Source organism: Microbulbifer rhizosphaerae (assembly GCF_014191725.1).
Taxonomy (GTDB): Bacteria; Pseudomonadota; Gammaproteobacteria; order Pseudomonadales; family Cellvibrionaceae; genus Microbulbifer; species Microbulbifer rhizosphaerae.
The window spans coordinates 98,832-124,775 of the sequence record NZ_JACHWZ010000008.1 but is presented as its reverse complement, the minus strand read 5'-3'; the positions used below and the strand labels follow the sequence as shown (position 1 = coordinate 124,775).

Below are 25,944 nucleotides of genomic sequence, written 5' to 3'. Positions count from 1 at the left end.
CGGACGCGGGAATCCAGAAAGCTCATGATTACTGTCCCCCGTGAGCTTCGTTGCTCTGACGAGTCGCGGGGATGACGAGAGACGGATTTTTCTCGTCTTCCCAAAGACGACTTTCGACTTTTTTATAACAGCAGACCTGGCGGTCAATCGATTGGCTGTGTGGATAGTCCCGAGCCTGTGACACGGACGGTACGGGTAGCCGGGACTTGAAATCAGAATAAGGATAAATGATATGTTATTTCCGAAGATACGTATCACAACAATTGGGATCCTATGTGTTTTTGTTTCAGCGACTTCCGCACTTTTCTTGCTCTCTGTCCAGGCGAGGGCAGCCGCGGTTACTTATGAGGGAAAGGCCGTAGCGCCAGAGCACAAGCTTTCTCTGTGGTATGACCGCCCGGCAACGGACTGGGAGAATGAAGCGTTACCGATCGGCAATGGTCATATCGGGGGAATGGTATTCGGTGCGGTAGATCATGAGCGAATACAGTTTAATGAGAAGACCCTATGGACAGGAGGCCCCAACAGCACAACCGACTATAGAGGCGGCAACAGGGATGGGGCGGCGAAACATTTATCAAGCATTCGTTCCAAGCTGAATGCAGGCAACATTGGAGACGCGGCTCAGGAGGCGAAATCTCACCTGACAGGATTAAATGAGGGCTTTGGCAATTACCAGAACTTCGGGGATATCCATCTGGATTTTAAGCTTCCCGACAATGTTACGGTTTCTGAATATCGCAGGGAGCTGGACCTGGAAGACGCGATTGCCAGGATATCCTATACATATAAAGGTGTGGATTACCTTCGCGAATATTTTGTCAGCTATCCTCACAATGTAATGGTTATGCGATTGACGGCGAGTCAACCGGGGAAATTAACCCTTGATGTACGGCCCGTCAGCGCACAAACCGGTGCGTCTGTTACGGCAAGCGGTAACACCATTGTGGTGAAAGGCCGTTTGTCGAATAACGGTATGAAGTATGAATCCCGCATGAAACTGGTCAGCGAAGGCGGTTCGCTCGCGGCGGGTAAGGGGTTCATCACAGTTGACGCTGCTGACGCGCTGACCATTATCATGTCGGCCGGAACGGATTATGCGAATCAGTATCCCACATACAAAGGAGCCGATCCGCAGCGGCGCGCTATGAATGCCGTCAATACCGCGAGCGGAATAACATATTCAGGCCTTAAGGCAGTGCATCTGAACGATTATCAGGCTTTGTTCAATCGAGTTTCGCTCAATTTTAACAGTACTCAACCGCAAATACCCACCGATCAGTTGCTGGAAAGCTACGCTTCTGCACCAGACAATTCGCTTGAAACGCTCATGTTTCAATACGGCCGGTATTTATTGATTTCATCGTCAAGGGCGGGTTCCCTGCCGGCAAATCTCCAGGGTGTTTGGAATAATTCCAATGAACCTCCATGGACCAGCGATTATCATTTCAATGTCAATCTGCAAATGAACTACTGGCCTGCCCAGGTAGCCAACCTGTCGGAAACGATGGTGCCGCTGTTGGATTATGTGGAATCCCTGGTGAAGCCCGGCAGGACTACGGCAGAGAAGCATTATGGGGTAACCGGTGGGGGTTGGTCAGTCAATACGATGAACAATCCATTCGGCTTTACAGCGCCGGGTTGGAACTTCAACTGGGGCTGGGCGCCTTCAGCCAACGCATTTATCATGAATAACCTGTGGGAAGCATACGCCTTTTCCGGTGATGTAACCATGCTGAACGATCGGATCTATCCACTGCTAAAGGAAACATCGCAGTTTTGGACGAAGCTTTTAGTTGAGGATGCTGACGGTACCCTGGTCTCCTCTCCATGTTATTCTCCGGAGCAGGGAACGATCAGCAAAGGCTGTGCATTCGATCAGCAGTTGGTCTGGGATCTGTTTGCGAACACCATCAAGGCCAGCACAATTTTAAATATAGATGCTGCGTTCAGGGAGGAATTACAAGCCAAACGCGATCAACTTTCGCCTATTGAAATAGGCCGATATGGTCAGATCCAGGAATGGAAGGAAGATATCGATGATCCGGAAAATACGCATCGTCATATCTCTCAATTGGTGGCACTTTACCCAGGAAAGCAAATTAATAAACACACACCGGAGTGGTTGGATGCGGCTAGGACAACCTTGTTGCATCGCGGAGACGGCGGCACAGGGTGGAGCAGGGCGAATAAAATAAACTTGTGGGCAAGATTGTTGGACGGGGATCATGCTCATGCCATCCTTGGCGGACAAATCACGGGAAGCACGTTGAAAAATCTACTCGATACGCATCCGCCTTTCCAGATCGACGGAAACTTTGGATTGACTTCAGGTATGGCAGAGATGCTTATTCAAAGTCATCTCGGAACAATTGATGTTCTGCCGGCCCTCCCGTCAGCATGGCCTTCTGGAAGCTTCTCGGGCCTTCGCGCCAGAGGCGGATTTACGTTGGATGTGGCCTGGGATCGGGCGCGGGTCCAAACAATCGCAATTACTTCTACTGCCGGCAACAGAGCCAAGCTGTTCTATTCGCATATCAACGGCGCCGTAGTTACAGACAACATGGGCAAGGTCGTCAACTATACCGCTGTGAATGCAGGTCAGATTGAATTTGATACCCAGGCTGGGAAAACCTATACGGTAACCGGAATACCCGGGGAGAGAGGCCCGGATTTGAACTCCGAAACCTGAGCGGGAAAGTCTCGCGACGGGATTCCTAATGGGCTGACTGCCCCGGGAAGTTATCCTGATTCAGGGGCTTGCCAGTTGCAATCGTTCGATATAGTATGACAAATAATATATTAAAATGTTAACGATAACTTTACCTCAAGTTCGTGTAGACCGGTGACGGCTCTCCAGTCAGTTCCAAATAAGAATAACGAGGGCAAAATGAAGCATCGCGATGATGAACACCGCAGGAGTGCTGGTCGGCACTTATGCGGCGCGGAGGGTGTCTCCTGGACCTGCCCGCGCTCGCATTCGCTGTGCGATCTGAGCGCCCGGCCCCGGCGGGACGGGCCCCTTTCGGGATATTGCCGAGACGGTGGATGTCGTCGTGGAGGGTAGATACTCAAGTTTCGGGGTTCGAGGAGATCTGTCAAAGGCGAAAACCGGGGGGGAACGCTTCCGGGACAGCCGTAGGGTGCGCCGTGCGCACCAAAAGCCACTCCCACCAGCCTTGGAGCGGTGCGCACGGCGCACCCTACGGTTGAACCCCGAAACTCGAGGTAGATACCTTGGTCGCCACACTGACTGTCGTAGAAAGATGACGAGCACCGGATATGTCTTATTGCAATCGTAAATTAACACTGATCGGGATCGTATTCGCCAGCTTGCTCTCCTCACTTGCCGTTGAGGCGAGAGAAGAAGTGAACATCAACCGGGAGTGGAAGTTCTCCCTCGGGGATGTCGCCGAGGCGGATCAGGCGACGTTTCGCGACCAGGGTTGGGATGATGTGCACCTGCCGCATTCATTCAGCCTGCCCTACTTTTTAAGCCCGAAGTTTTACACGGGCACGGGCTGGTATCGCAAGCATCTGCAAGTCCCAAAAGCCTGGGACGGCAAACGCATTGCCGTCGAGTTCGAAGGCGTGTTTCAGGATACCCAGGTGTATGCCAACGGTGTGAAGGTAGGGCGCCATCAGGGCGGCTACGTCGGCTTTACTTTTGATCTTACCGATTACCTCAAGCCGGGCGACAACGTCATCGCCGTGCGCGTGAACAATGAGTGGAACCCCGGTCTGGCACCGAGGGCCGGAGATCACGCCTTTAGCGGGGGTATCTATCGCGACGTGCAGCTGGTGGTCACCGATCCGGTGCACGTCGCCTGGTATGGCACATTTGTAACGACACCGACCCTAGCCGCAGAGGAAGGGCGCTCCAGCAAGGTCAATATCCAAACGGAAGTCCGTAACGCGTCCGCACAAAGTCGCGCGATCACGGTTAAAACCGATATCGTCGACCCGGACGGAGAGATTGTCGCCACGACGCGCTCCGAGCGGACTGTGCCCGCGCAATCAACCGTGGTATTCGACCAGACCACGAAAGCCATTGCCGCTCCGGAACTCTGGAGTCCTGCAACGCCTATGCTCTACCGGGCCGTCACCACTCTACGCGACGGCACCGCGGAACTCGATCGCTATAGCACGACTTTTGGTTTCCGCTGGTTCGAGTGGACCGCCGACAGTGGATTTTTCCTCAATGGCGATCACACTTATCTCTACGGTGCCAATGTGCACCAGGATCACGCCGGCTGGGGCGACGCGGTGACCAATACCGGCTTCTTCCGCGATGTAAAGATCATGAAGGATGCCGGCTTCAACTTTATCCGCGGCTCCCACTACCCCCATGATCCGGCCTTCTCCGAAGCCTGCGATGAACTCGGCATGCTCTTCTGGTCGGAAGGCACCTTCTGGGGCATGGGCGGCTTTCGCGGCGACGGCCATTGGAATGCCAGTGCTTATCCCATCGATCCGGCGGACGAAGCCGCCTTCGAGGAAAGCGTGTTGCACTCCCTGCGATCGATGATTCGCATCCACCGCAATCACCCGTCGATCATCGCCTGGAGTATCGGCAACGAAATGTTTTTTACCGCCCCGGAAACGGTGCCGAAGATGCGCGATCTGTTGGTCAGGGGGGTGGCGCTCGCCCGCGAACTCGATCCCACGCGCCCGGCGGCCGTCGGCGGCGCCCAGCGGCCGTTTGATGACTCGAACCGCATCGACCGGATCGGCGATATAGCGGGATACAATGGCGACGGTGCCTCGCAACCCGCATTCCAGGACCCGGGCGTCCCGAATATGGTTTCCGAATACGGCAGTATCACCACTCACCGCCCCGGGGAATACGCGCCCGGCTGGGACCACCTCTCCGGGGATAAGGGTCAACCGGTTCACGCCTGGCGTAGCGGACAGGCGATCTGGAGTGGTTTCGACCACGGCAGCCATGGCGGCCCCAATCTCGAGCTGATGGGCATTGTCGATTATTTCCGCCTGCCCAAGCGTGCCTGGTACTGGTATCGCAATGCCTACCGCGACATACCGCCGCCCGCCTGGCCGGTTGTGGGTAAAGGGCAGGGCACGCCGGCGAAATTGTCGCTGACTGCGGATAAAACCATCCTGGAGAGTGTCAATGGCACCGACGATGCGCACCTGATTGTTTCTGTATTGAATTCTGAGGGGATACGGCTCAGTAACGACGTGCCCGTTACCCTGAGTATTCTGTCCGGCCCCGGTGAATTTCCCACCGGCCGTTCGATCACCTTCACCCCGCCGGGACACGGCGAGGCCTCCGACATTCAAATCCGCGACGGCCAGGCCGCCATCGAGTTCCGGAGCTATGAATCGGGTACCAGTGTGGTCCAGGCCAGCTCCCCCGGTTTGAAAAGCGCTGCGCTCTCCATTGTTTCCAAGGGCCTGCCGGTCTATCGCGAGGGCGTGACGGCCAAAGTTGGCGAACGGCCTTATCACCGCTTCGACGGCGAGTTGGCGGCCGGCGGTCCCTCGGCCTCGAAACTGCTCGCCTACAGCCGCCCGAGCAAGGCCAGTAACGCCGCCGAGGGGTATGCTTCGTCCCTGGCGAACGACGGCAACCCTGACACCGCCTGGCTGGCGGCAGACCAAAAGCCGGGCGCCTGGTGGATGCTGGCCTTGGAGGCAGCTTATGACGTGACTTCGGTGGAACTTACCTTCCCGGCCGAGGGCAATTATCGTTACCGGATCGAAGCGTCAACGGATGCCGTAGAGTGGACCACCATCGTCAACCAGTCCGACACAGAGAGTGTCGACCGGCGGCGGCTTGCCACGGGCAACTTCGGCAAATCGGTCGCCTTTATCCGGGTCGTTTTCAACGGCCTGCCAAAGGGTGCGGCTGCCGGTATCGCCGATATCGTGGTGGGCGGACACGATCCCGACGGTACAACCACTGCGGACACAGCCCGTTTGTAATTGAGGAAAGCAAATGTCAAAGCGATTTTTCCTGGTAATGTTGGCCGCGCTGACGGCGGCCTGCGGGCAGAAGGCGGGTTCGGATCACGTGCCGGCCTCCGTCGACACACAGACCTATACCAACCCGATCATCCACGCCGATTACTCGGACCCGGATGCGGTTCGCGTGGGCGACGACTTCTACATGGTCTCGTCCAGTTTCAACAGTGCGCCCGGCCTGCCCATTCTGCACTCCCGGGATCTGGTCAACTGGCAGTTGATCGGGCACGTCTTTCAGCAGCAGGTACCGCTTGACGTCTTTTCCAGGCCCCAGCACGGCAAGGGCGCCTGGGCCCCCAGCATCCGATACCACGACGGCAAGTTCTGGGTTTTCTACCCGGACCCGGATTTCGGTATTTACGTCACCACCGCAGAGAACCCGACTGGCCCCTGGAGCGAGCCAGTACTGATGCTGGAGGGCAAGGGAATCATAGACCCCGCGCCCCTGTGGGACGACGACGGGCAGGCTTACCTGCTGCACGCCTGGGCCGCCAGCCGGGCCGGTTTCAACAATGTGCTGACCCTGCACAAGATGTCCGCGGACGGCACCAAAGTGCTCGACGAAGGCAAAGTCATCATCGACGGCGGCGACTATCCCCTGCACCACACGGTGGAGGGACCCAAGTTCTACAAGCGCAATGGCTACTACTACGTTTTCGCGCCGGCCGGCGGCGTGGAAATGGGCTGGCAGACGGTGTTCCGCACCCGCGATATCGAAGGTCCCTACGAGCACCGGGTGGTGCTCGCCCAGGGGAATACCGCCATCAACGGTCCCCACCAGGGTGCCTGGGTGACCACGCCGGGCGGCGAAGACTGGTACCTGCACTTCCAGTACAAGGAGGCCTACGGCCGTATCGTTCATTTGCAGCCGATGCAATGGCGGGACGACTGGCCGGTGATCGGCGCCGATGAGGACGGCGACGGCAAAGGGGAACCGGTCCTGAGTTACAGAAAGCCGGACGTCGCGCAGCCGTCGGCCGATTTCCGGATAGCCACCAGTGACGAATTTGGTTCGGTAAAACTCGGGCCCCAATGGCAATGGAATGCCAACTGGCGGGACGACTGGTATTCCCTCGGGGACCGCGAGGGCTGGCTGCGGCTGGCGGCCCAGCCGTTGCCCGCGGACGCCCAGGTCACGAACCTGTGGGAAATGCCCTCCCTGCTGCTGCAGAAATTCCCCGACCGGGAATTCCAGGTGACGACGAAACTGCAACTGGGCGGCGAGCAGCCCCTGGATGCCGGATTACTTATTTACGGCTACGACTACGCCTGGCTGGGCTTGCGCAGCGGTGACGCCGGCTACCAGCTGGTTCACGAGGCTTGCCCCGGCGCGATGAAGGGGTGTGTACTGCGGGAAACGGTGGTGGCCAACCTGGAAGAGCCGATGATCGAAGTCCGCGCCACTGTAAGGGAAGGGGCGCGGGTGCTTTTCGCCTATCGGACCGGAGGCGAAACCTTTACTGATTTCAACGAAGGCTTACTGGCCAAGCCGGGGCGCTGGGTTGGGGCGCACTTTGGGATTTTTGCGCGATCCGGCTCCCCGACCGGTGGAGGATATGCCGATTTTGATTACGTGAGGGTACAGGAAAGCAAATAGCAGCTCGGTCGTGCCCCGTGCGCGATCTATCGAAGTGATGAAATAATAATGAGGGAAATCCCATGTCTATGCTCCGTAGTCTGTCTCTGATTGTGGCGCTTGTGGCTCCGGCCTGCGCCACCACCGCTGAATCCGAAAATGCCGGCCCCAATCCGCCGGGCCGCTGGGACGCCCCCAGTACCGGCAATCCCTTCGTCCCCGGCTACTGGGCCGATCCCACCATCATCGTCCACGATGACACTTTCTATATTTATGTCACTACCGACGGCCCCGGCTGGGGTGCGAACGAGCTGACAGTCTGGCACTCGAAGGATTTTAAAAACTGGAAAAATACAGTGCTCAACTGGCCCGGCCGCGATGACAACTTTACGAATGTCTGGGCGCCCGACGTCATCGAAGGGGCCGATGGCCGCTTCTACATGTATATCTCCATCAATCATGAAATCTGGGCCGGTGTCGCCGACCATCCGCTCGGGCCCTGGCGCAATGCCCTTGATGAGGACAAGCCCTTCATCGCCCTCGATTTCGATCCCGAGGTACACCACATCGACGCCAATGCCTATATCGACGACGACGGCCAGGCCTATCTGTACTGGGGCTCCGGCTGGGAATGGGAACGCGGACCCGGTTACGTCGGCTCGCTCGCCGACGATATGGTTTCCTTCACGAAGCCCCCTCGCCGCACTCACCCGCCGCACTTTTTCGAAGGCCCTTACATGCTCAAGCGCGACGGCCGCTATTTCCTGATGTACAGCGATGGCAAAGTCTCCGAGCCGAGCTATAAAATCCGTTACAGCTATTCGAAATCCCCGACCGGCCCCTGGACCGAACCGGAACAAAGCCCGATTCTGGTCACCAGCGCCGACCGCACCGTCTTCGGTCCCGGCCACCATTCAGTGCTCCAGTGGAAAGGGGATTACTACCTCGTCTACCACCGCGACGCCAACCCGTTCATGGGTATGGCCCATCGCCAGCTGTGTATCGACCGCCTGGTCTTTAATAAGGACAACCTCATCGAGCGGGTGGTGCCCACCCATCGCGGCGCCTTTCCCCAGGTGACAGACGAGCAACAGCCGGCCAATCTTGCATTCGGCGCGAAAGTCACCGCCTCCTCCGCGGCGGAGAACTACGAGGCCGAAGGTCTCGTCGACGAAAATTACGGCACGCGCTGGTCGGCCGCCGAGAGCGACGAGTCACCCTCCCTCACGATCGACCTGGGTGAAGTAAAAACCACCCGCCGCATCGAGATTTTCCCCGAGTATGCAACCAAGTATTATAAGTATAAGGTCGAAACATCGAGCGACGGCGAGCGTTGGAAAGGCTACAGCGATTCCGGCACGACCGCCTTGCGCGGTATGCCCTGGGTACATGAAAAAAGCACCGACGCCCGCTATGTCAGGGTCTCCTTGTTTCCCGGTAAGGACGTCGACGCCCCGCGTCAGTCGCTTTGGGAAGTGAAGGTTTATTGATCCACCCGCCATGGATGGCGGGGCCGGGGCCAGATAGAAAGCATAGGTGTAGCGCCAAGGACGGCGAGCGCAGGGCCAGATGCCGGCACCATTCGCCTGCAAGGTGGTTCCCAACTGGTGCGGGCTCCCTGTGGGTGAGTAGTTACCACAGGGATGAAAAGCGGAACAGCGGTTTGCTCTATCATTGCCACGGTGACCACGGCGCCTTCTGGAACACTTGGATGTCCTGCCTGGAATCCCAGGTGCAGGAAAAGGACTTCGGCGATTTCATCACCCTGGCCGGCACCTCAGCCCGGGCCCCGTTCCGTCAGGATGGAGAGCGCAGTGTCTACGACCCGCCCAGAGACTTCGCCCCATGGAGAGGCTATCTGCACGCTGCCATCGAGCCCGACAAACCCCATGGCGAATGGAGCAGGATCGACCTGTACGTGGTAGGGGATAGATCCATCCATATGATCAACGGAAAGGTTGTTATGTCTCTCTCGGGCGCATTGGATAAAAATGGCCAGCTGTTGCTGGGCAGCAGGCTCCAGATCCAATCCGAAGCGGCGGAAGTCGAGTATAAGGCGATCCGGCTTCGCCTGATCGACGCATTTCCCCCTATGCTCGAACAGCGCGCTTTCCGCCGGCAATAATCGATCTTGATAGGTGATACAGAATGAATCGACGTAATTTTCTCAAGGCAGCTCCGCTGCTCGGCGCCGGCGCCCTGGCAGCGCCCCGGTTGCAAGCCGCTGATATCCCGGAAGGCGGCGTTTCCATCGACCACCGTCGGTATTGGTTGAATTTGCTCGATCAAATCTCCAGGCCGTTGCTGGAAGCCGGTAGCGCAGGTCAGCTGAAAAGCTCCATGCCGGTGGAAACCACCACGGAGTCCAAGATCAAACCTTCCACCTATCTGGAAGGCGTGGGACGCCTGCTGGCTGGAATCGCTCCCTGGTTGGAATCGGATTCCGGCGGTACGGCGGAGATCGAACTCCGCAACCGCTACCGAAATCAGGCCGTTGCCACTGTAGCGGCCATTGTCGATCCGCGCTCACCGGACTACCTGTTTGACCATATGGAACCGCAGATGCTGGTGGATGCCGCTTTCCTGGCCCACGCTTTTTTGCGTGCCCCACGGCGGTTGTGGCAGTCGCTTCCCACACAGACGCAGCAGCAGGCCGTCAGTTGTTTGCAGGCAACCCGCGAGGTAAACCCATATTACTCGAACTGGTTACTGTTCAGTGCCATGATCGAGGCCTTCCTGCTGGCAAACGATTTGCCTTTTGACATCATGCGGATCAATCTGCCAGTGAAAAAGCATCAGGAGTGGTACCTGGGCGACGGCATCTATGGTGACGGTGAAGAGTTTCACTGGGATTATTACAACAGCTTTGTCATCCAGCCCATGTTGATGGACATCGCCACGGCGATGCGGGACAAGAACAAAATCAGTGGGGAAGAGGTGGAGACTTTGAATCGCCGCTTCAGCCGCTATGCGGCCATTCAGGAGCGGCTGATATCGCCCGAAGGTACCTATCCGGCCATCGGCCGATCCATTGCCTATCGAATGGGTGCTTTTCAGCATCTGTCACAGGCTGCCCTGCAGCATCGCTTGCCGGATGATATCAAGCCTGCGCAGGTGCGATGTGCGCTGACTGCGGTCATGGATCGCCAGATGACGGCGCCGGGAACCTTTGACAAAAACGGTTGGTTACAGATCGGGTTTTGCGGCCACCAGAATGCGTTGGGCGAGTATTACATCTCCACCGGAAGCCTGTACCTCTGCAGCACCGGTTTGCTCGCGCTGGGCCTGCCTGTTGAAGACTCCTTCTGGGCCGGAGACGAAGAGCCCTGGACGGCGGTGAAAATCTGGAAAGGTGAAAACCTTCCGGCCGATCACGCGTTATGATTCCAGTCCTATATGGTTTTCTGTAGGAGCCTGCTTGCAGGGCCAAGCCGCGCATATACAAAGCATCGCTTTGTGAGCGGTCTGGCGACCCGCCAGGGATGGCGGGGCCGGGGCCTGATCGAACGTGCCTTCGTCTCGCCATGGATGGCAACCGGAAGCTTGCTGCCCGTACCATTCGCCTGCAAGCAGGCTCCTACAGGTTAAGCCGAGTGCCATTCGGCAAGAAAGTCGGTTAGAGTAAATCTCATCTTTGATGCTGGAGAGGCGTTGTTGAAAAATAGAAATCGCGCCAAGCGAGCCACCGTCACCATTCATGACGTCGCCCGCCATGCGAAAGTCTCCTCGATGACTGTATCCCGGGTGATCAATGGGCAGGCCAACGTCCGCGAACCGCTGCGCCAGCGTGTTTTGGCATCGATTAAGGAACTCAACTACATCCCCAATATGGCCGCCCGGTCAACCCGTATGGGGTTGGGGACGACCAGGATTGGCATCCTGTTCTCGAACCCTTCGGAGAGTTATCTGAGCAAGATCATGGTCGGGAGTCTCGAGCAGTCACGCAAACTGGGCTGCCAACTGATTCCCGAGTATTGCTCCGGGCTCACTTCACAGAAGAAAGCGGTCAGTCGCCTGGTCGATGCGGGAGTGGAAGGGGTCATACTTCCACCCCCGTTGTGCGATTCAGAATCGACGGTGCGGATGCTGGCCGGCCTGGACATCCCTGTGGCGGCACTGGCCACCGCAAGGCCGCTTCCGGAGGTGTCCGCGGTGTATATCGACGACTATCGGAGCGCAATGTCGATAACCCGTCACCTCATTAGGCTGGGACACCGAAAGATTGCGTTCGTCGAGGGTGATCCCACACACACACCCTCGCAATGCCGACTGGATGGCTTCCTCAAGGCGATGGAGGCTGCCGGCCTGACAGTGCGTGAAAATTGGATCGCCCCTGGCCGTTTTACCTACAAGTCCGGCTTGGCGGCCGCGGAAATACTGCTGAGCGGCGATGAGCAGCCCACCGCTATTCTCGCTTCCAACGACGATATGGCGGCAGCCGTAGTATCCGTGGCCCAAGGGCGCGGTATCCGCGTTCCCGAAGAACTGAGTGTGGCTGGTTTTGACGATACGCCTATAGCCAGCATTATCTGGCCGGATCTGACCACGATACACCAGCCGATAACAGCCATGGGCGGCGCAGCGGTGTCGATAATCCACAAGATGATCAACGACCTGAGGAAGGGCAGGGGGCCAAAACCCCTCCATCAGCGCATGACATACAAACTCGTCAAGCGCCATTCCACAGGCCGGGCGCTGTCCTGACGGAGTTTATTTCCTCCCCGATGCTTTCACGCAGCGCAACAGTATGGTCCTTAGAGGCCATATTGGGGGTGCAAAATTCCAAAAAAGCTATTAAATTGGAGGAATTTTTCCCTACGGGAGAAATTAAGTGCCCAAAAGGGCTTATCAAATGTTTCAGTATTATTTATAGTACTCTAACAATGAAGATATAAAGGTGGGGCGGGGCCTTCGCTTCCCGGGCCTCGAACGCCGGTACTGATTGCGGATCCGGCGTTTTTTACCACCGAATCTGTTATCGATAACAATAATTCAGCGATTTGAGCCGAGATCGGGCGCGACAGCGCCCGCCGGAGCTGCCGGATGAGAGGAGCCTTTATGGCCAAGCCAGGTATTCCAGACAAGCCCGCACCGGGCAACTTGCCAGATAGCTCGAGTGGAGTACGTTGGGTACTGGGGCGGGTAGTGCGAGCTATGGCAGCGCCTTTTTCGCTCCTGGTATGCAGCTGGACCGCGCCAGCGCTGGCGCAGGAGGAATTGATTGTCTATCCGCCACCGGCGCCACCAACCTTTTATACACATCTGAACGACGATTTCACCGTGCGGGTTCGCGAACCCGGCGGAACCTGGCAGGATCTGTACGAGTACAACGTGATGGTCGACCTGGATCGGCCCCAGTCTGCGACCATGGTCCGTTTCGACATGGACGGACCGGTGGAAGTGTCCGTGCGCAAGAACAATGGCGACTTTCGCAATGTCCGTGTACGGCCTTTGGCGGCCGGCATCAAGCCGGAGGTCGGCCGCTTTGGCCACAGCATCACCTTCACCATCGACCAGCCCCGCAAGCTGTCCGTCGAATTCGACGGCGACCGGCTGCACAACCTGCATGTCATCGCCAACCCCATTGAAACAACGGAAAAGCCCGATCCGGAAGACCCGGATGTGATTTGGTTTGGTCCCGGCGTGCACGAACTGGCGGAGGGCGAAGAAGGCTTTCGCTTTCCCTCGAACAAGACGGTCTATCTGGAGGCCGGTGCCCTGTTGCGTGGGCCCGTAGTTCTCGATCGGGTGGAAAATGTGAAGGTGCTAGGTAGGGGCATGCTCGACAGGCCGCAGCGAGGATTCGAGGTTACCTTTTCCAAGAACATCGTTATCGATGGGCCGACGGTACTGAACCCCAAACATTACACGGTGTTCTGTGGCCAGTCTTCGGAGCTTGTCATTCGCAACCTGAAAACCTTCAGCGCCGATAAATGGTCCGATGGCCTGGATTTCATGAGCTGCTCCGATGTGGAAGTGGACGACGTCTTTTTGCGCACCTCGGACGACAGTATCGCCATCTATGGACACCGCTGGGACTACTACGGCGATGTGCGGAATTTCCGCATCACCAATTCGGTCCTGTGGGCCGACGTCGCGCACCCCATCAACATCGGCATACACGGCAATGCCGAGGAGGGCAGTGAGGGCGAACTGATCGAAAACCTGCTGTTTCAAAATATCGACATCCTCGAACACGACGAGGACGATCTCACTGCGCAGGGCACCATGGCGATCAATGTCAGCGACAGGAACCTGGCCCGCAACGTACTTTTCGACACGATCCGGGTAGAGGATTTTCAGGAGGGCCAGCTGCTAACCCTGGGCGTGGTCTTTAGTGAAAAATATAGCGCAGCACCCGGGCGCGGGATCGAAAACGTGACATTCCGCAACGTGAGTTACACAGGCCCCAATATAAAGGCATCGGTTCTTGCCGGCTACGACGAGGAGCGCGCTGTACGTGGAGTGCTCTTCGAAAATTTGCAAATCAACGGGCGCAAAGTGCGCAACGCAGATGAGGCGAACCTGGATATTCGCGGCCATGTTTCCGACGTGAGGTTTCGTTGATTGTCCGGGGGTGGGAAAACGAGCCGAGACTGCGGAAGTAAACATGGTCGCAAAAAAAAGTTGCTTGTTGATGTGTCGTGAGTTAAGTTCATATTATAATATAAATATGCTGTAATTAGAGAAATAAGAAAGAAGGCATTCCGAGCGGCAGCGGTCACTGCCGGTTTCCCGGGCTCTGAAAGGCAATTGCGATCCCATGAGATGGGAAATTTAAATGCCGGTTTTGTTAACGATAACAGCTATTTCAAAAGTTTGAGCCGAAGTGCCGGATTTTTGCCCTGGGGGCAAACGGCTGGGTCAATAAAACGCGGACGTCGCTACGAGCGTTCCTATAACTTTCCGTTCGCCTCCGGCGAACACCCCGCTGTTCACCACAAGAAGACGATGAGGAGATAGCAAAATGATAATAAAGTACAAAAAACTCTCCGCCGCTATTGCGGCCTACACCTCGCTTATGGCGATGTCGGCAACGACCTTTGCCCAGGAAGCGGTTTCTGAGGAGAAAAAGAAAGACGCGGCGCAACTGGAGGAGGTTCAGGTTACCGGAATGCGCCAGAGCCTTGAGACTTCCGTGGCTATCAAGAAAAACACGATGGAAATCGTCGATTCCATCACCGCCGAGGACATCGGCAAATTGCCCGACCCGAACGTGGCCGAAACCCTCACCCGCATTCCCGGCGTCCAGGGCTACCGCTACGGTGGCGAAGGCGCCTCTCCATTCGGCGAGGGCAGTGGCCTGACCATCCGGGGGCTCTCGGGGCAGACGGCCTCGCGGGTGGACGGGCGGGCCTATTTCACTGCCGGCGGTCGCGAATTCAATATCGAAGGGGCGATCCCGGGCATGATCGCCGGCGTCGATGTGTACAAGAACCCGTCGGCCGAGCACATCGAGGGCGGCATTGGCGGCCTGGTCAATGTCAAGACGCGAAAGCCGCTGGATTTCGATGAGCGTACTTTCAACGTCGCGGTTTCGAACCGCTATAATGATTTATCCGAAGGTAACAGTCCGGAGTTTTTTGGCCTGTATGCCGATCGCTGGCAGACAGACTTTGGCGAGATGGGTCTGATGATCGCCGGCAACTATCAGGAGAGCCACAACCGTTCGGACTCCGATCCCGTCTTTGCCCGCGGGCCGCAATTGCGCCGCGCCATTAGCGCCGACAGCGCCGAATACGCTGACCTGGTTACTGCCGGTGAAGTGGATGCGGCCTATCTGGGGCGCTCGGATATTAGCTATTTGACTGAAGCGAACTACGCGGACTATAGCGAAGAGGAAAGAGCAAACCTGATTACCGCACTGGGCCAGACCAAACAGGCTTTCCAGGAGGATATCAACCGGGTGCGCAAGGGCGCGAATGTGGCCTTCGAGTGGCGACCCAGCGACACGCTCGAGCTCTATGCGACGGCCAACTACAACTATTACCTGTACGATCAGGAATATCGCTTCATGGTCTTTGGTAGCGGTATTGGTGGTGATAGTCGCTACGTCCAGGACCTGAGCACCGTCGACTACACGTTTGACGAAAGTTTCATGAACCGCAACAGCAACGGCGGCGCCAACGAGCTAGTGGCCGGACAGAGGCTGGCCAGTGGAACCTTCCTGGGAGTCTCCGGCCTGGAAACCTGGGGCGGGCATGAAGACCACCCGTATGAAACTTGGAATACTGCCTTCGGTGGTGAGTGGCAAGCCACGGAGAAGCTGGACGTGAAATTCGATGTGTCGTACATCCAGGCTACTCAGGAGGCGGACAACCGCAAGGTCGCATTCGTTCCGCGCTCGGGTGTGACTTGGGATGTTACCCGCAATCTGATGAGCGAACCCCATGATCTGGCTATATCCGGACCCAGCTTGAGTGATCCTTCCAACTTTGTCCTCAACTACTTTGACAATAATCGAAATCAGAAGTGGGAGGATGACGGCTGGGCGACGCAAGTCGACTTTAAATACCAAATGGACCTGCCGCTGATTGAAGACATCAAGTTCGGCGCCCGCTATGCGACCCAGTCGGCCAGTTACAGGAACTTCTTTCATTGGGGCAAGAGGCTGACCACCGATGGCGAACGGTTGGCGGAGGATCAGTCCAACGCCATTTCGGCGGACTCTCTGGCGGGCATGCTGGACGTTTCGCCGACCAATTGGCTGGACGGCCGGGCTGGCTACAGCGGCGGCTATGTGGTCTACGACCCCTTGGAGCTGGAAGGTAACCGTGTGCGCAACCTCTTCCCGCAGGCGGGCATTCCCTTGGACGGCGAGCAAGAAGAGCACCTACTTGACCGCCGCTATTCCGAAGAAGACAGTCTTGCCGCTTATTTCGTGGCTGACTTCGCCTACGGCGACATCATCAAGGGTAACGCCGGCGTGCGTGTGGTGCAGACCGATCTGTATGCACGGGCCATGATCGTCGATCCGAACGACGAAATCGTGCCCAACGAGGAAGGCACCTCCTACATCGATGTGCTGCCGTCGTTGAATGTGACCGGCTATATCGACGAGGACACCCTGGTTCGATTCGGTTACGCCAAGGGCATTTCCCGCCCCAGCCTGTCGGCGCTCAACCCCGTCGTTCGCGTCGACCCACAAACCGGTGCGGGTTCGGTGGGCAATCCCGATCTGCGTCCATTCGAGGCGGACAGCTTCGACGTGTCGTTGGAGAAATACTTCTCGGGGGCGAATTACGTCTCGCTCGGTGTTTTCTATAAGGATATCGATGGCTTCCACAACAGCGAGCGCACCTGTCGGAGCATATCGGCCTTCCCGACCCACGAATCTCCCGACAACGGCTGCCCGGCCAACCAGTACAGTGTCTCGCGCACGATCAACGCCGAGAAGGGTATGGCGCGGGGCGTGGAGCTGGCCTTCCAGACCTTCTTCGACTACGACTTCCTGCCGGAAGCGCTGAACAACTTCGGGGTTTCGGGTTCCTACACCATTCTGGATACCGAAAACCCGGTCAAGATGAACGACGAGATCGTCGAAATGCCCATGCCCTTTCAGTCGGACACCAGCTGGTCGTTGTCGGGCATGTACGAGGATGATTTCATGTCGGCCCGTGTGGTCTACACCTACCGTTCCGAGTTCGCGAATAACAACGACGCGTGGCCGAGCTGGGGGGTTTATACGGAGGGCTACGGCATCCTGGATGCGTCGATGAATTTCAACATCACCGAGGACCTGGCCCTGTCGATGAACGCGTCGAATCTGACCAACGAGGCGCCGGACCGTTACGCGGGCGATCCGAGGGATTACGATTCGAACTTCCTCTTGCAGCACTTTGTCAACGGCCGTGTCTTCGGGGCGGGCCTGCGCTATAGCTTCTGATCTTGCTGTACAGTCTCTCTCCTTGATGGGCGCCCGAGTGGCGCCCCTTTTTCCGTACTTCCACAGTGGGAAGACATGGGAGCAGTGACGGTGTTATTAACCCGGCAATCCAATGGCTCCTCCCGATCTATTGGATTGTCATCCACGAAATACTGACGCAGATACATGGAACTGCGTCAGTATTTCGTGGGCTAACGCCGGTCCGGGCCGGCGGCGGCACATCCGTGTGCCGCTATTAACCCGACATATTTCCGGACTAAGAAGTCATTTAACCAGAGCGTTGATCCACAGATGGTTTTTCTTAAAGACAGAATACCGACGATCGAGGATACCGGTATGGCCGGCCTCGGCCGCAGGGCGGAATTGGCCCGCTCGTGGATGTTCGAAGCGTCTTTTCCCCTGTGGTCGGAAAATGGCGTAGCCGACGGGGGCGGTTTCTGGGAATCACTGGATTTGCAAGGGCGCCCGCTGGAAAACCCGGTTTCCCGCGTTCGCGTTCAGGCGAGACAGGTATTCGTATTTGCATTGGCGGCCGTGATGGGATGGCAGCCAAAGCGCTCGCTTGAGCTCGTTCGCACCGGTCTGAGGACCTTACACCAAGCCTGCCGCAGGGAAGACGGTTTATATGGGCGCACGGTCGACCTGAATTCGCGGGAATTATCGGACGATCGGGCGGATCTTTACGACAGCGCATTCGTTCTACTGGCCCATGCCTGGGCCCTGCGCGCGGGCGCTGGAGCCGTAGCTCTGACTGGGGGAATGGCGCTGAGCATGGCGATTGACCAACGGCTGCGCTGTCTCGAAAACCGGGGCCGCTATTTCGAGCGCCTGCCGACAATCGGTCGGGTGGAGCAGAACCCGCATATGCATCTGCTGGAGGCGTCACTGGCCTGGCATGAAGCGGCCCGGGACCAACGCTCCCTCCTGCGGAGCCAGGAGCTGGTAGCGTTGATGGAGTCCCGATTTGTCGACCGCAAGCTCTCGGGCCTGCGGGAGATATTTGCGGAAGATTGGGGGCCGCACGAAGATGACAGGTTCGAGGCGGGACATCAATACGAATGGGTCTGGCTACTGCACGAGCACGCACGTATTTGTGGCGGTCCGGTTTCCTCCGCCGCGGCCTTGTTGTATCGCAAAGCCCGTGAACTGACCTTGCCAAATGGCCGGCTCTACTTGTCACATACGCTTCAAGGCGATATTCGCGAACCTGTTCACAGGTGCTGGGGGCTTACCGAGGCGCTGAAAGCCCAACTGGCACTTGTCTGCTCGGGCAATACCGATAGCATCACGGTGGCGAACGAAATTTTCGATCGGTTGTGGGCGGACCACATTCAGGGAGCGGTTTCGGGCGGTTGGCTCGACCGGCTGGATGCGTCCGGTACACCCGTATCCAACGATATGCCGGCGAGTACCGGGTATCACATATATTTGGCTATATCCGAGTTATTGAGAGCTGAAAAGGTGGTAAAAGGATGAGTGCGATGGATTTGCAAGTGGCAACCCTGATTGGTGGTATCGAAGGGGGCGGCACCAAGTTCAATTGTGTGATCGGCCACTCGCCGGACAAGGTTTTGGCAAGAACCAGTTTTCCGACTACCACCCCGGACGAGACGCTCGCTCGGGCGATAGAATTTTTTAAAGAGGGGGAAGCCGAATATGGCGCTCTGAGAGCGATCGGCGTGGCCAGCTTCGGCCCGGTCGGTCTGCATCGGCAGTCGCAGTATTACGGATATATCACAACTGCGCCCAAACCCCATTGGGCCTACACCGATGTAGTGGGTAGTATTTCCCGCGCTTTGAATGTCCCGGTAGCTTTCGACACCGACGTCAACGGTGCCACCCTGGGTGAGGGTTTGCTGGGCGCGGCGCGCGGTTTGAAGAACTTCGTCTATGTGACCATCGGCACGGGCATAGGCGCCGGGGTGGTGTCGAACAGCGAGATCGTCAATGGCGCGATGCATCCGGAAATCGGGCATATGTTGTTGCCACGGTTTGACGAAAAGAACGATTTCCGTGGCAGCTGTCCGTTTCACGGTGACTGCCTGGAAGGCCTGGCTTCGGGGCCGGCAATCGAGGCCCGCTGGGGACGCAAAGGGCAGGACCTGGCACCGGATCATCCGGCCTGGGCACTGCAGGCGCGCTACCTGGCTGCGATGTGTGTCAACCTCACCCTGTGTTATGCGCCGGAGCGCATTATTCTCGGCGGTGGAGTCATGTCCCAAAAGCAGCTGTTTGCGATGGTTCGCACCGAATTCACTCAGATGCTCAACGGCTACACCACCCTACCGGCGGCGGCGGACCCGGAAAACTACATAGTTCCGTCGGCCCTGGATGGCCACTCGGGCGAGCTGGGAGCCCTGATTGCGGCCGAAAAGTTATTTAAGCAGAGCGATTATCAGTAGAGGAGACGCTCCGTGTTCAGGAATACCTATTATTCGACCCATCCAGAAATGATGAGTAACGAAAAACTGTGCGGCATTGTCGAGCTGGATGGTACTTACACCGATTTGAATGTGCTCGATATCTGTCAGCTGAAATAAGGGTAAGAGTTATGTCCACATCCGCTTTCAGTCTGGAAGGAAAAGTCGCACTGGTCACCGGCGCCAATACCGGCCTGGGGCAGGGCATGGCGCTGGCGCTGGCGGACGCCGGTGCAGATATCGCGCTGGTCGGGCGTTTGAGCCCGGAGGAAACACTGGCCGGAATCAAGGCGGCGGGCCGCCGGTCGCATTTTGTTAAAGCAGATCTGTCATCCGCAGAGGCTGTTGCCGAAATTGTGGCGGAGGTGGTGAAGGCGCTCGGCACCGTCGATATCCTCGTGAACAACGCCGGTATCATACAGCGCAATGACTCCATTGATTTCACCGTGGAGGAGTGGGACAGCGTGATGAACACCAACCTGCGCACGCTGTTTTTCCTGTCCCAGGCGGCGGCGAAGCAGATGATGGCCGCCGGCCGCGGTGGCAAGATCATCAATATTGCCAGCATGTTGTCGTTTCAGGGCGGGATTCGGGTCCCCTCCTATACGGCATCGAAAAGCGGAGTTATGGGCCTGACCAAAACGCTTGCCAATGAATGGGCCCGTCACGGCATCAATGTGAATGCCATAGCACCGGGCTATTTCGCCACCAACAACACCGCGGCTCTGCGCGCGGACGAGGTGCGCAATGCGGAAATCCTCGGTCGTATTCCGGCGGGGCGCTGGGGTGACCCGGCGGACCTGGGCGGTGCCACGGTATTTCTGGCCTCGTCCGCATCGGATTACGTGCAGGGGATCACCCTGCCCGTCGACGGAGGCTGGCTGGCGCGATAGTGGTGATTGCAATGCTGCTGGGTTAAGACCTGGCACCATGTAGGAGCCTGCTTGCAGGGCCAGCCCGCGCGTTTACGAAGCAACGCTTTGTGCGCGGGAAGGCGACCCGCCATGGATGGCGGGGCCGGGGCATGGTCGAACGTGATGAGGTCGCGCCATGGACGGCGGACACAGAGTTTCTTGCCGGCAATGTTCGCCTGCAAGCAGGCTCCTACAAAGTGCGTAGGGCCCCCCCTGCGGCGGCAAAACACAGAAAAATAATTAGATTCAGAAAATAATAACTAAGCGGCGGTTCTTCTCTCTGGGAGACCGGCTCGCAAGCGAAAATGAGAGGTGAGTCCCCATGGCGATAGTGGCAGATATTCAGAGTGGCGTTTCCGCAGCGGAAGCACCACTCTCCAAAGAGGCAGCGTCGCTGAAGTTCCGGCTCTATGTGCTGTTGAGTGCATTCGTCTTCGCCTATTTCGCGGCGCAGGCCATGAGTATTTCCCTGCTTTCCAACTGGCTGAAAAGCACGCTGGGTTTGAACGGCGAACAGATCGGTATTGTCTTCGCAGCCAACTTTATCGCCGCGCTGATAACGCAGCCGCTGTACGGCTATATTTCGGACAAGGTCGGGTTGCGCCGGCACGTGCTGTTGTTTCTCTCGGTGATGGTCGGCCTGTGCGGACCGTTTTTTGTCTTTGTCTACGAACCCCTGATCAAATCGAACATATTCCTGGGCGCGGCGCTGGGCGGTGCCTATCTCGGGATGACCTTTATCGCCGGTTCCTTCGCGCTGGAATCCTATGTGGATAGGGTGGGGCGCAAGTACGGATTCGAGTACAGTCGTGTGCGTCTCTGGGGTTCGCTTGGCTTTGCCTTCGCCGCCTTCTATTCCGGAACCCTGTTCAACATCAGTCCCCAGATCAACTTCTTTATCGCCTCCGCCACGGTATTGATCCTCCTGCCCGCGCTGTTGTTCCTCAAGGTGGAGACCACCGCCCAGGACTTGAAAGCGTCGTCGAGCCTGAAGGTAACGGATGCCCTGGCCGTGCTCAAGCTGCGGGAATTCTGGGGGTTTATGGTATTGATACTCGGGGTGACCAACCTGTACCTGGTTTTCGACCAGCAGTTCCCGGTCTATTTCGCCTCGCAGTTCGCCACCGAGGCACTCGGGCGGGAGATGTTCGGCAGGCTCAATTCGGCGCAGATATTCCTCGAAGCGGGCATGCTTTTCGTGTCCCCATGGATAGTAAACCGTATAGGTATCAAAAACGGACTGCTGCTCGCCGCCGCCATCATGATCGTGCGGATTACCGGCTCCGGCCTGGTGACCGGGCCTGTTGCCATCTCCTGTATGAAGATGCTGCACGCGATCGAGCTGCCCATATTGGTCGTGTCGATATTCCGCTATATAGCGACGCACTTTGAAAGCCGCCTGGCATCCACACTCTACATGGTCGGCGTGAGCTTCGGCCACTCACTGGGACTGGCCATTTTGTCCCAGCCGGTTGGCAGGGCCTACGACCTATTCGGGTTCGCCAATACTTATTTGATGATCGGCGCCGGCGCCTTGGTGTTCTGGATTGCGGCGGTATTCACACTGCGACCTGATCCTGAGCCTCAGAACCAGGAACTTACCGCGGGGAGGAATTCATGACCATTCATCAACAATCGGCTGACAGCTCAAGCTACTCCATTGAGAGAGAGTCTTTGTCCCGGGCATTCGATAGGGAATTCGACCCGGCGGGCGACCGGGAACTGATCCGCGGCGCTATCGATACTGCCCTGGGCCGCATTGACGCAGGGCTGGAGGCATTTGGAGATCAGTATCCTGAGCCGTCGAGTGTCGATAGTGTTTATGCGACCATAGACAACGTCGAGTGGACCAACGGTTTCTGGACCGGATTGCTGTGGCTGGCCTATGAAGCCAGCGGGGAAGAGAAATACAGGTCTGCAGCACTGAAGCAGGTGGAAAGTTTCAGTGCCCGTATTTTTGAGCGTGTAAACGTCGACCATCACGACCTGGGTTTTCTCTATTCGCTCTCCTGTGTCTCCGCCTACAAGCTCACCGGCAGCCGGCTCGCCCGCGAGGCGGCCCTGGAGGCGGCGAATCTGCTCTACAAGCGGTACCTCCCGAACGCCGGAATCATCCAGGCCTGGGGCGATCTGAACGACCCGGAGCAGGCCGGGCGGATGATTATCGACTGCAACCTGAACCTGCCGCTACTGTACTGGGCCGCGGCAGAAACTGGCAACACCGATCTGAAGCTGGCCGCAGACACGCACATCGAGAATGCCGCGCGCTATATCGTCCGCGCAGACGGCTCCACCCACCACACTTTCCATATGGACCCGGTGACGGGCGCGCCGAAATACGGGTCCACCCATCAGGGATTCTCCGACGAATCCTGCTGGTCCCGAGGACAGGGGTGGGGCATTGCCGGCTTTCCGCTGGTCTACCGCTATTACCACAATCCCCGCCTGGTGCAGCTCTCCGCGCGCCTGGCCAACTATTTCCTGAACCGCCTGCCGGCGGACGACGTCTGCTGCTGGGACCTCGTATTCCGGGAACCTTCCCATGAGCGCGACACATCCGCCGCGGCCATTGCGGTGTGCGGGCTGTTGGAACTGAACAAAACCTTGCCGCTGGCCGATCCCGATATAGGCAACTACCGGAATGCCGCCGTGGAGATCACCCGCAGCCTGATCCGGAATTACGCCTGTGGGGCGAGCGACGCCGGCACAGGCCTGCTGAAAGAGGGCGTCTATCACATGCCCAATAACGTGGGCGTGGGCGAGAGCTGTATCTGGGGCGATTACTTCTACCTGGAGGCCCTGGTCCGTCTGACGCAGACCTGGGACCCCTACTGGTGACAACCATTTTTGTAGGGTGAACTGAATGATGGCAAAGCGTGAAGGTAATGATTTCGTAGGATGGGCAAAGCGGAGCGTGCCCATCACACCACGCCCTGGAAGATGGGCACGCTTCGCTTTGCCCATCCTACCTACAGGGAGCCTCACTGCTTGGCATATCTGTCGGTTACAGGTGGAAAACATGTTACTTAAGTCGCTGACAGTCCTTGTTTTCGTCCTGGGGATTTCCCAGGTTAGCAAGGCGGAGAACTCTGAAAGTGTGACTTTCCAAGAGCAGTTGCGCTCCCCGGATGGAAACTACCTGCTGGAGATACACCGGGAAGCGGAGAAAGGAAGCGAGGCGAAGATCCTCTACCAGGTTTCTTACAAACGCAAGTCGGTGGTAGATAAATCAGAACTCTCTATTTCTCTCGATAACCACCTGTCCGAATGGGCGCTGGCGATTAAGGAAAGACCGCAGGGCGCCTGGATGGAAGGCCTGCGGCTGGCGGGTGTGGACAGGGGACAGGTGGATTCCTCCTGGCGTCCCCCCTATGGCGAGCGCAATCAGGTAGCGGACAAATACAATGCACTGACGCTGACCTTCGAGCAGGAGGCCAGCGCCAACTACAAAATGGACATCCAGCTGCGGGCCTACAACGAAGGCGTCGCCATCCGCTATTACTTCCATGAAAACCCCACCGGCATCTACTACCGGGTGGTGGATGAGCAGACCGAGTTCAGCTTTCCAAAAGGAACCCTGGCCTGGTTCGAACCCTGGGCCCAGGGACCTTATTCACTGCTGCCACTAGCCGATTGGCCCGGGGAGAGTGAGCGCCCGCTGACCTTGCAGCTTGAGAATGGGCTCTACGCCAGTATCACCGAAGCGGCAATGGTCGACTTCGTCCGCACTAAATTCACCCTGTCCGGCAGCAAGCCCAATACGGTGCGCACAGCGCTCTACGAGCCGGTGGACAAGGTGCCTTATTTCGCTACCCCCTGGCGGGTCATTATGGCGGCGGAAAATCCGGGGCAGCTGATCGAGCACAACGATATCCTGCTGAACCTTAACGCGCCCAGCCGCGTCGCAGACACCTCCTGGATCAAGCCCGGCAAGATAGTCCGCGATATGACCCTGACGGAGGAGGGCGCCAAGGCCTGGATCGACTTTGCCGCGGAGCACAATATCCAGTACCTGCTGTTCGACGCGAAATGGTACGGGCCGGTTTTCACCTTTGACACCGATGCCCGCACGGTGGATATCGACCTGGACCTGCCGGAAGTCATCCACTACGGAAAAGAGAAGGGCGTGGGTATCTGGCTCTATGTCAACCAGCAGGCGTTGCTGAAGCAGGACCACGAACTATTTCCCCTTTACCGGGAGTGGGGCGTCGCCGGGGTGAAGTACGGCTTCGTTCAGGTGGGCTCCCACCGCTGGACAACCTGGCTCCATGAGTCGGTGGCGCGGGCGGCGCAAAACGAGCTGATGGTCAACATACATGACGAGTTCAGGCTGACCGGGGAGCAGCGCACCCTGCCCAATATCCTGACCGTGGAGGGCATCCGCGGCAATGAAGAGATGCCCGATGCAACCCACAACACCATCCTGCCGTTTACCCGCGGCATAGCGGGCATGGGCGACTACACCATCTGCTACTACAACGACCGCATCAAAACCACCCACGCGCACCAGCTGGCGCTCGCGGTGGTGATGTACAGCCCGCTGCAGACGCTGTTCTGGTACGACAAAGCGGCGGACTACGGTGGCGAACCGGAAATAGAATTTTTCGAGAAGGTGCCAACCGTCTGGGACGACACCCGGGTGCTGAGCGGAGAAATCGGCCAATACATTGCGGTCGCCAGGCGATCAGGAGGCCAGTGGTTTGTCGGGGCTATCACCAACAATGATAAAAGGTCTGTGGAAATCGACCTCGACTTTCTTGAGGAAGGGAAAAAGTACACAGCGACTTTTTATCAGGATAACGATGAAGCCCCGACCAAAACCAGAGTTTCCCTTGATACGAGAATGGTGGAGCGCGGCACCTTGTTGTCGCTGGATCTGAAGGCATCCGGTGGAGCAGCCATATGGATTCGGTAATTGTGATGAGTTTTGATAGGTCTCTCTCTTGGCCCGACTCGGTGTCCTGGCAGGGCGCCAGTCGGGCTTTTTTTCGGCTTGGGAGAGAGCGATGTAGCTATGGAGTCAGTGGTATTTGTTCCGCCGGACTCTGATGTCCACGGGGCTGCTTTATTTAATTTGCTTGTATTAAAAATAATATCTTTATGGGGTTTTAATTTTTGGTGAGTGGGGTACATCGGGGCCTGTCAAATAGTAACTGACAGCCT

Annotated in this window: 15 protein-coding genes; all 15 read left to right on the top strand. The window is 57.5% G+C overall.

Features of this window, described 5'->3' with window-relative positions:
- The first annotated feature begins 232 nt into the window (after positions 1–232).
- The 15 genes from FHS09_RS09980 (at position 233) to FHS09_RS09910 (ending at position 25,696) form a co-directional block, all read left to right on the top strand.
- Entirely contained in the window at positions 233–2,692 is a 2,460-nt protein-coding gene (locus FHS09_RS09980) for a glycoside hydrolase family 95 protein (protein WP_183459376.1), read from the top strand.
- Positions 2,693–3,282: 590 nt separating this feature from the next.
- Entirely contained in the window at positions 3,283–5,946 is a 2,664-nt protein-coding gene (locus FHS09_RS09975; protein WP_183459374.1) for a glycoside hydrolase family 2 protein, read from the top strand.
- 13 nt (positions 5,947–5,959) lie between these two features.
- Positions 5,960–7,582, top strand: a complete 1,623-nt coding sequence (locus FHS09_RS09970; protein WP_183459372.1) for a glycoside hydrolase family 43 protein — start codon at positions 5,960–5,962, stop codon at positions 7,580–7,582.
- A gap of 62 nt (positions 7,583–7,644) precedes the next feature.
- A complete protein-coding gene (locus FHS09_RS09965; RefSeq protein ID WP_183459370.1) occupies positions 7,645–9,051 on the top strand; it encodes a family 43 glycosylhydrolase in 1,407 nt (468 codons plus the stop codon).
- A gap of 14 nt (positions 9,052–9,065) precedes the next feature.
- Positions 9,066–9,686 (top strand): 3-keto-disaccharide hydrolase, encoded by a 621-nt coding sequence (locus FHS09_RS09960; protein WP_281383119.1) that lies wholly within the window; start codon positions 9,066–9,068, stop codon positions 9,684–9,686.
- 23 nt (positions 9,687–9,709) lie between these two features.
- Entirely contained in the window at positions 9,710–10,945 is a 1,236-nt protein-coding gene (locus FHS09_RS09955) for a DUF2264 domain-containing protein (protein ID WP_183459366.1), read from the top strand.
- A 270-nt stretch (positions 10,946–11,215) separates the two neighbouring features.
- The gene (locus FHS09_RS09950) at positions 11,216–12,265 is read left to right on the top strand and encodes a LacI family DNA-binding transcriptional regulator (protein ID WP_221191922.1); all 1,050 of its coding nucleotides are present in this window, start codon (positions 11,216–11,218) and stop codon (positions 12,263–12,265) included.
- Positions 12,266–12,715: 450 nt separating this feature from the next.
- Positions 12,716–14,128, top strand: a complete 1,413-nt coding sequence (locus FHS09_RS09945; RefSeq protein ID WP_221191921.1) for a glycosyl hydrolase family 28 protein — start codon at positions 12,716–12,718, stop codon at positions 14,126–14,128.
- A 400-nt stretch (positions 14,129–14,528) separates the two neighbouring features.
- Complete coding sequence (locus FHS09_RS09940) at positions 14,529–17,447, top strand: TonB-dependent receptor (protein ID WP_221191920.1); 2,919 nt, start codon at positions 14,529–14,531, stop codon at positions 17,445–17,447.
- A gap of 291 nt (positions 17,448–17,738) precedes the next feature.
- Positions 17,739–18,923 (top strand): AGE family epimerase/isomerase, encoded by a 1,185-nt coding sequence (locus FHS09_RS09935; protein ID WP_183459364.1) that lies wholly within the window; start codon positions 17,739–17,741, stop codon positions 18,921–18,923.
- Positions 18,920–19,849: an ROK family protein gene (locus tag FHS09_RS09930; protein ID WP_246394798.1), complete on the top strand. Its 930-nt coding sequence runs from the start codon at positions 18,920–18,922 to the stop codon at positions 19,847–19,849. The genes FHS09_RS09935 and FHS09_RS09930 overlap by 4 nt, the downstream gene beginning before the upstream one ends.
- Before the next feature lie 149 nt (positions 19,850–19,998).
- Positions 19,999–20,760 carry a 2-dehydro-3-deoxy-D-gluconate 5-dehydrogenase KduD gene (kduD, locus tag FHS09_RS09925; RefSeq protein WP_183459360.1) on the top strand — a complete coding sequence of 254 codons (762 nt, stop codon included), beginning with the start codon at positions 19,999–20,001 and terminating at the stop codon, positions 20,758–20,760.
- Between the two features lie 343 nt (positions 20,761–21,103).
- Positions 21,104–22,402, top strand: a complete 1,299-nt coding sequence (locus FHS09_RS09920) for an oligosaccharide MFS transporter (protein ID WP_221191919.1) — start codon at positions 21,104–21,106, stop codon at positions 22,400–22,402.
- Complete coding sequence (locus FHS09_RS09915) at positions 22,399–23,619, top strand: glycoside hydrolase family 88 protein (protein ID WP_183459358.1); 1,221 nt, start codon at positions 22,399–22,401, stop codon at positions 23,617–23,619. Before FHS09_RS09920 ends, FHS09_RS09915 begins: the two co-directional genes overlap by 4 nt.
- A 181-nt stretch (positions 23,620–23,800) precedes the next feature.
- Entirely contained in the window at positions 23,801–25,696 is a 1,896-nt protein-coding gene (locus FHS09_RS09910) for a glycoside hydrolase family 97 protein (RefSeq protein WP_183459356.1), read from the top strand.
- The last annotated feature ends 248 nt before the right edge of the window (positions 25,697–25,944 follow it).

What these genes read in the sequence shown, in the direction of transcription:
- FHS09_RS09980 (WP_183459376.1), top strand. Translation starts at nt 233, where the DNA reads ATGTTATTTCCGAAGATACGTATCACAACAATTGGGATCCTATGTGTT.
- FHS09_RS09975 (WP_183459374.1), top strand. Translation starts at nt 3,283, where the DNA reads ATGTCTTATTGCAATCGTAAATTAACACTGATCGGGATCGTATTCGCC.
- FHS09_RS09970 (WP_183459372.1), top strand. Translation starts at nt 5,960, where the DNA reads ATGTCAAAGCGATTTTTCCTGGTAATGTTGGCCGCGCTGACGGCGGCC.
- FHS09_RS09965 (WP_183459370.1), top strand. Translation starts at nt 7,645, where the DNA reads ATGTCTATGCTCCGTAGTCTGTCTCTGATTGTGGCGCTTGTGGCTCCG.
- FHS09_RS09960 (WP_281383119.1), top strand. Translation starts at nt 9,066, where the DNA reads ATGGCGGGGCCGGGGCCAGATAGAAAGCATAGGTGTAGCGCCAAGGAC.
- FHS09_RS09955 (WP_183459366.1), top strand. Translation starts at nt 9,710, where the DNA reads ATGAATCGACGTAATTTTCTCAAGGCAGCTCCGCTGCTCGGCGCCGGC.
- FHS09_RS09945 (WP_221191921.1), top strand. Translation starts at nt 12,716, where the DNA reads ATGGCAGCGCCTTTTTCGCTCCTGGTATGCAGCTGGACCGCGCCAGCG.
- FHS09_RS09940 (WP_221191920.1), top strand. Translation starts at nt 14,529, where the DNA reads ATGATAATAAAGTACAAAAAACTCTCCGCCGCTATTGCGGCCTACACC.
- FHS09_RS09935 (WP_183459364.1), top strand. Translation starts at nt 17,739, where the DNA reads ATGGTTTTTCTTAAAGACAGAATACCGACGATCGAGGATACCGGTATG.
- FHS09_RS09930 (WP_246394798.1), top strand. Translation starts at nt 18,920, where the DNA reads ATGAGTGCGATGGATTTGCAAGTGGCAACCCTGATTGGTGGTATCGAA.
- kduD (WP_183459360.1), top strand. Translation starts at nt 19,999, where the DNA reads ATGTCCACATCCGCTTTCAGTCTGGAAGGAAAAGTCGCACTGGTCACC.
- FHS09_RS09920 (WP_221191919.1), top strand. Translation starts at nt 21,104, where the DNA reads ATGGCGATAGTGGCAGATATTCAGAGTGGCGTTTCCGCAGCGGAAGCA.
- FHS09_RS09915 (WP_183459358.1), top strand. Translation starts at nt 22,399, where the DNA reads ATGACCATTCATCAACAATCGGCTGACAGCTCAAGCTACTCCATTGAG.
- FHS09_RS09910 (WP_183459356.1), top strand. Translation starts at nt 23,801, where the DNA reads ATGTTACTTAAGTCGCTGACAGTCCTTGTTTTCGTCCTGGGGATTTCC.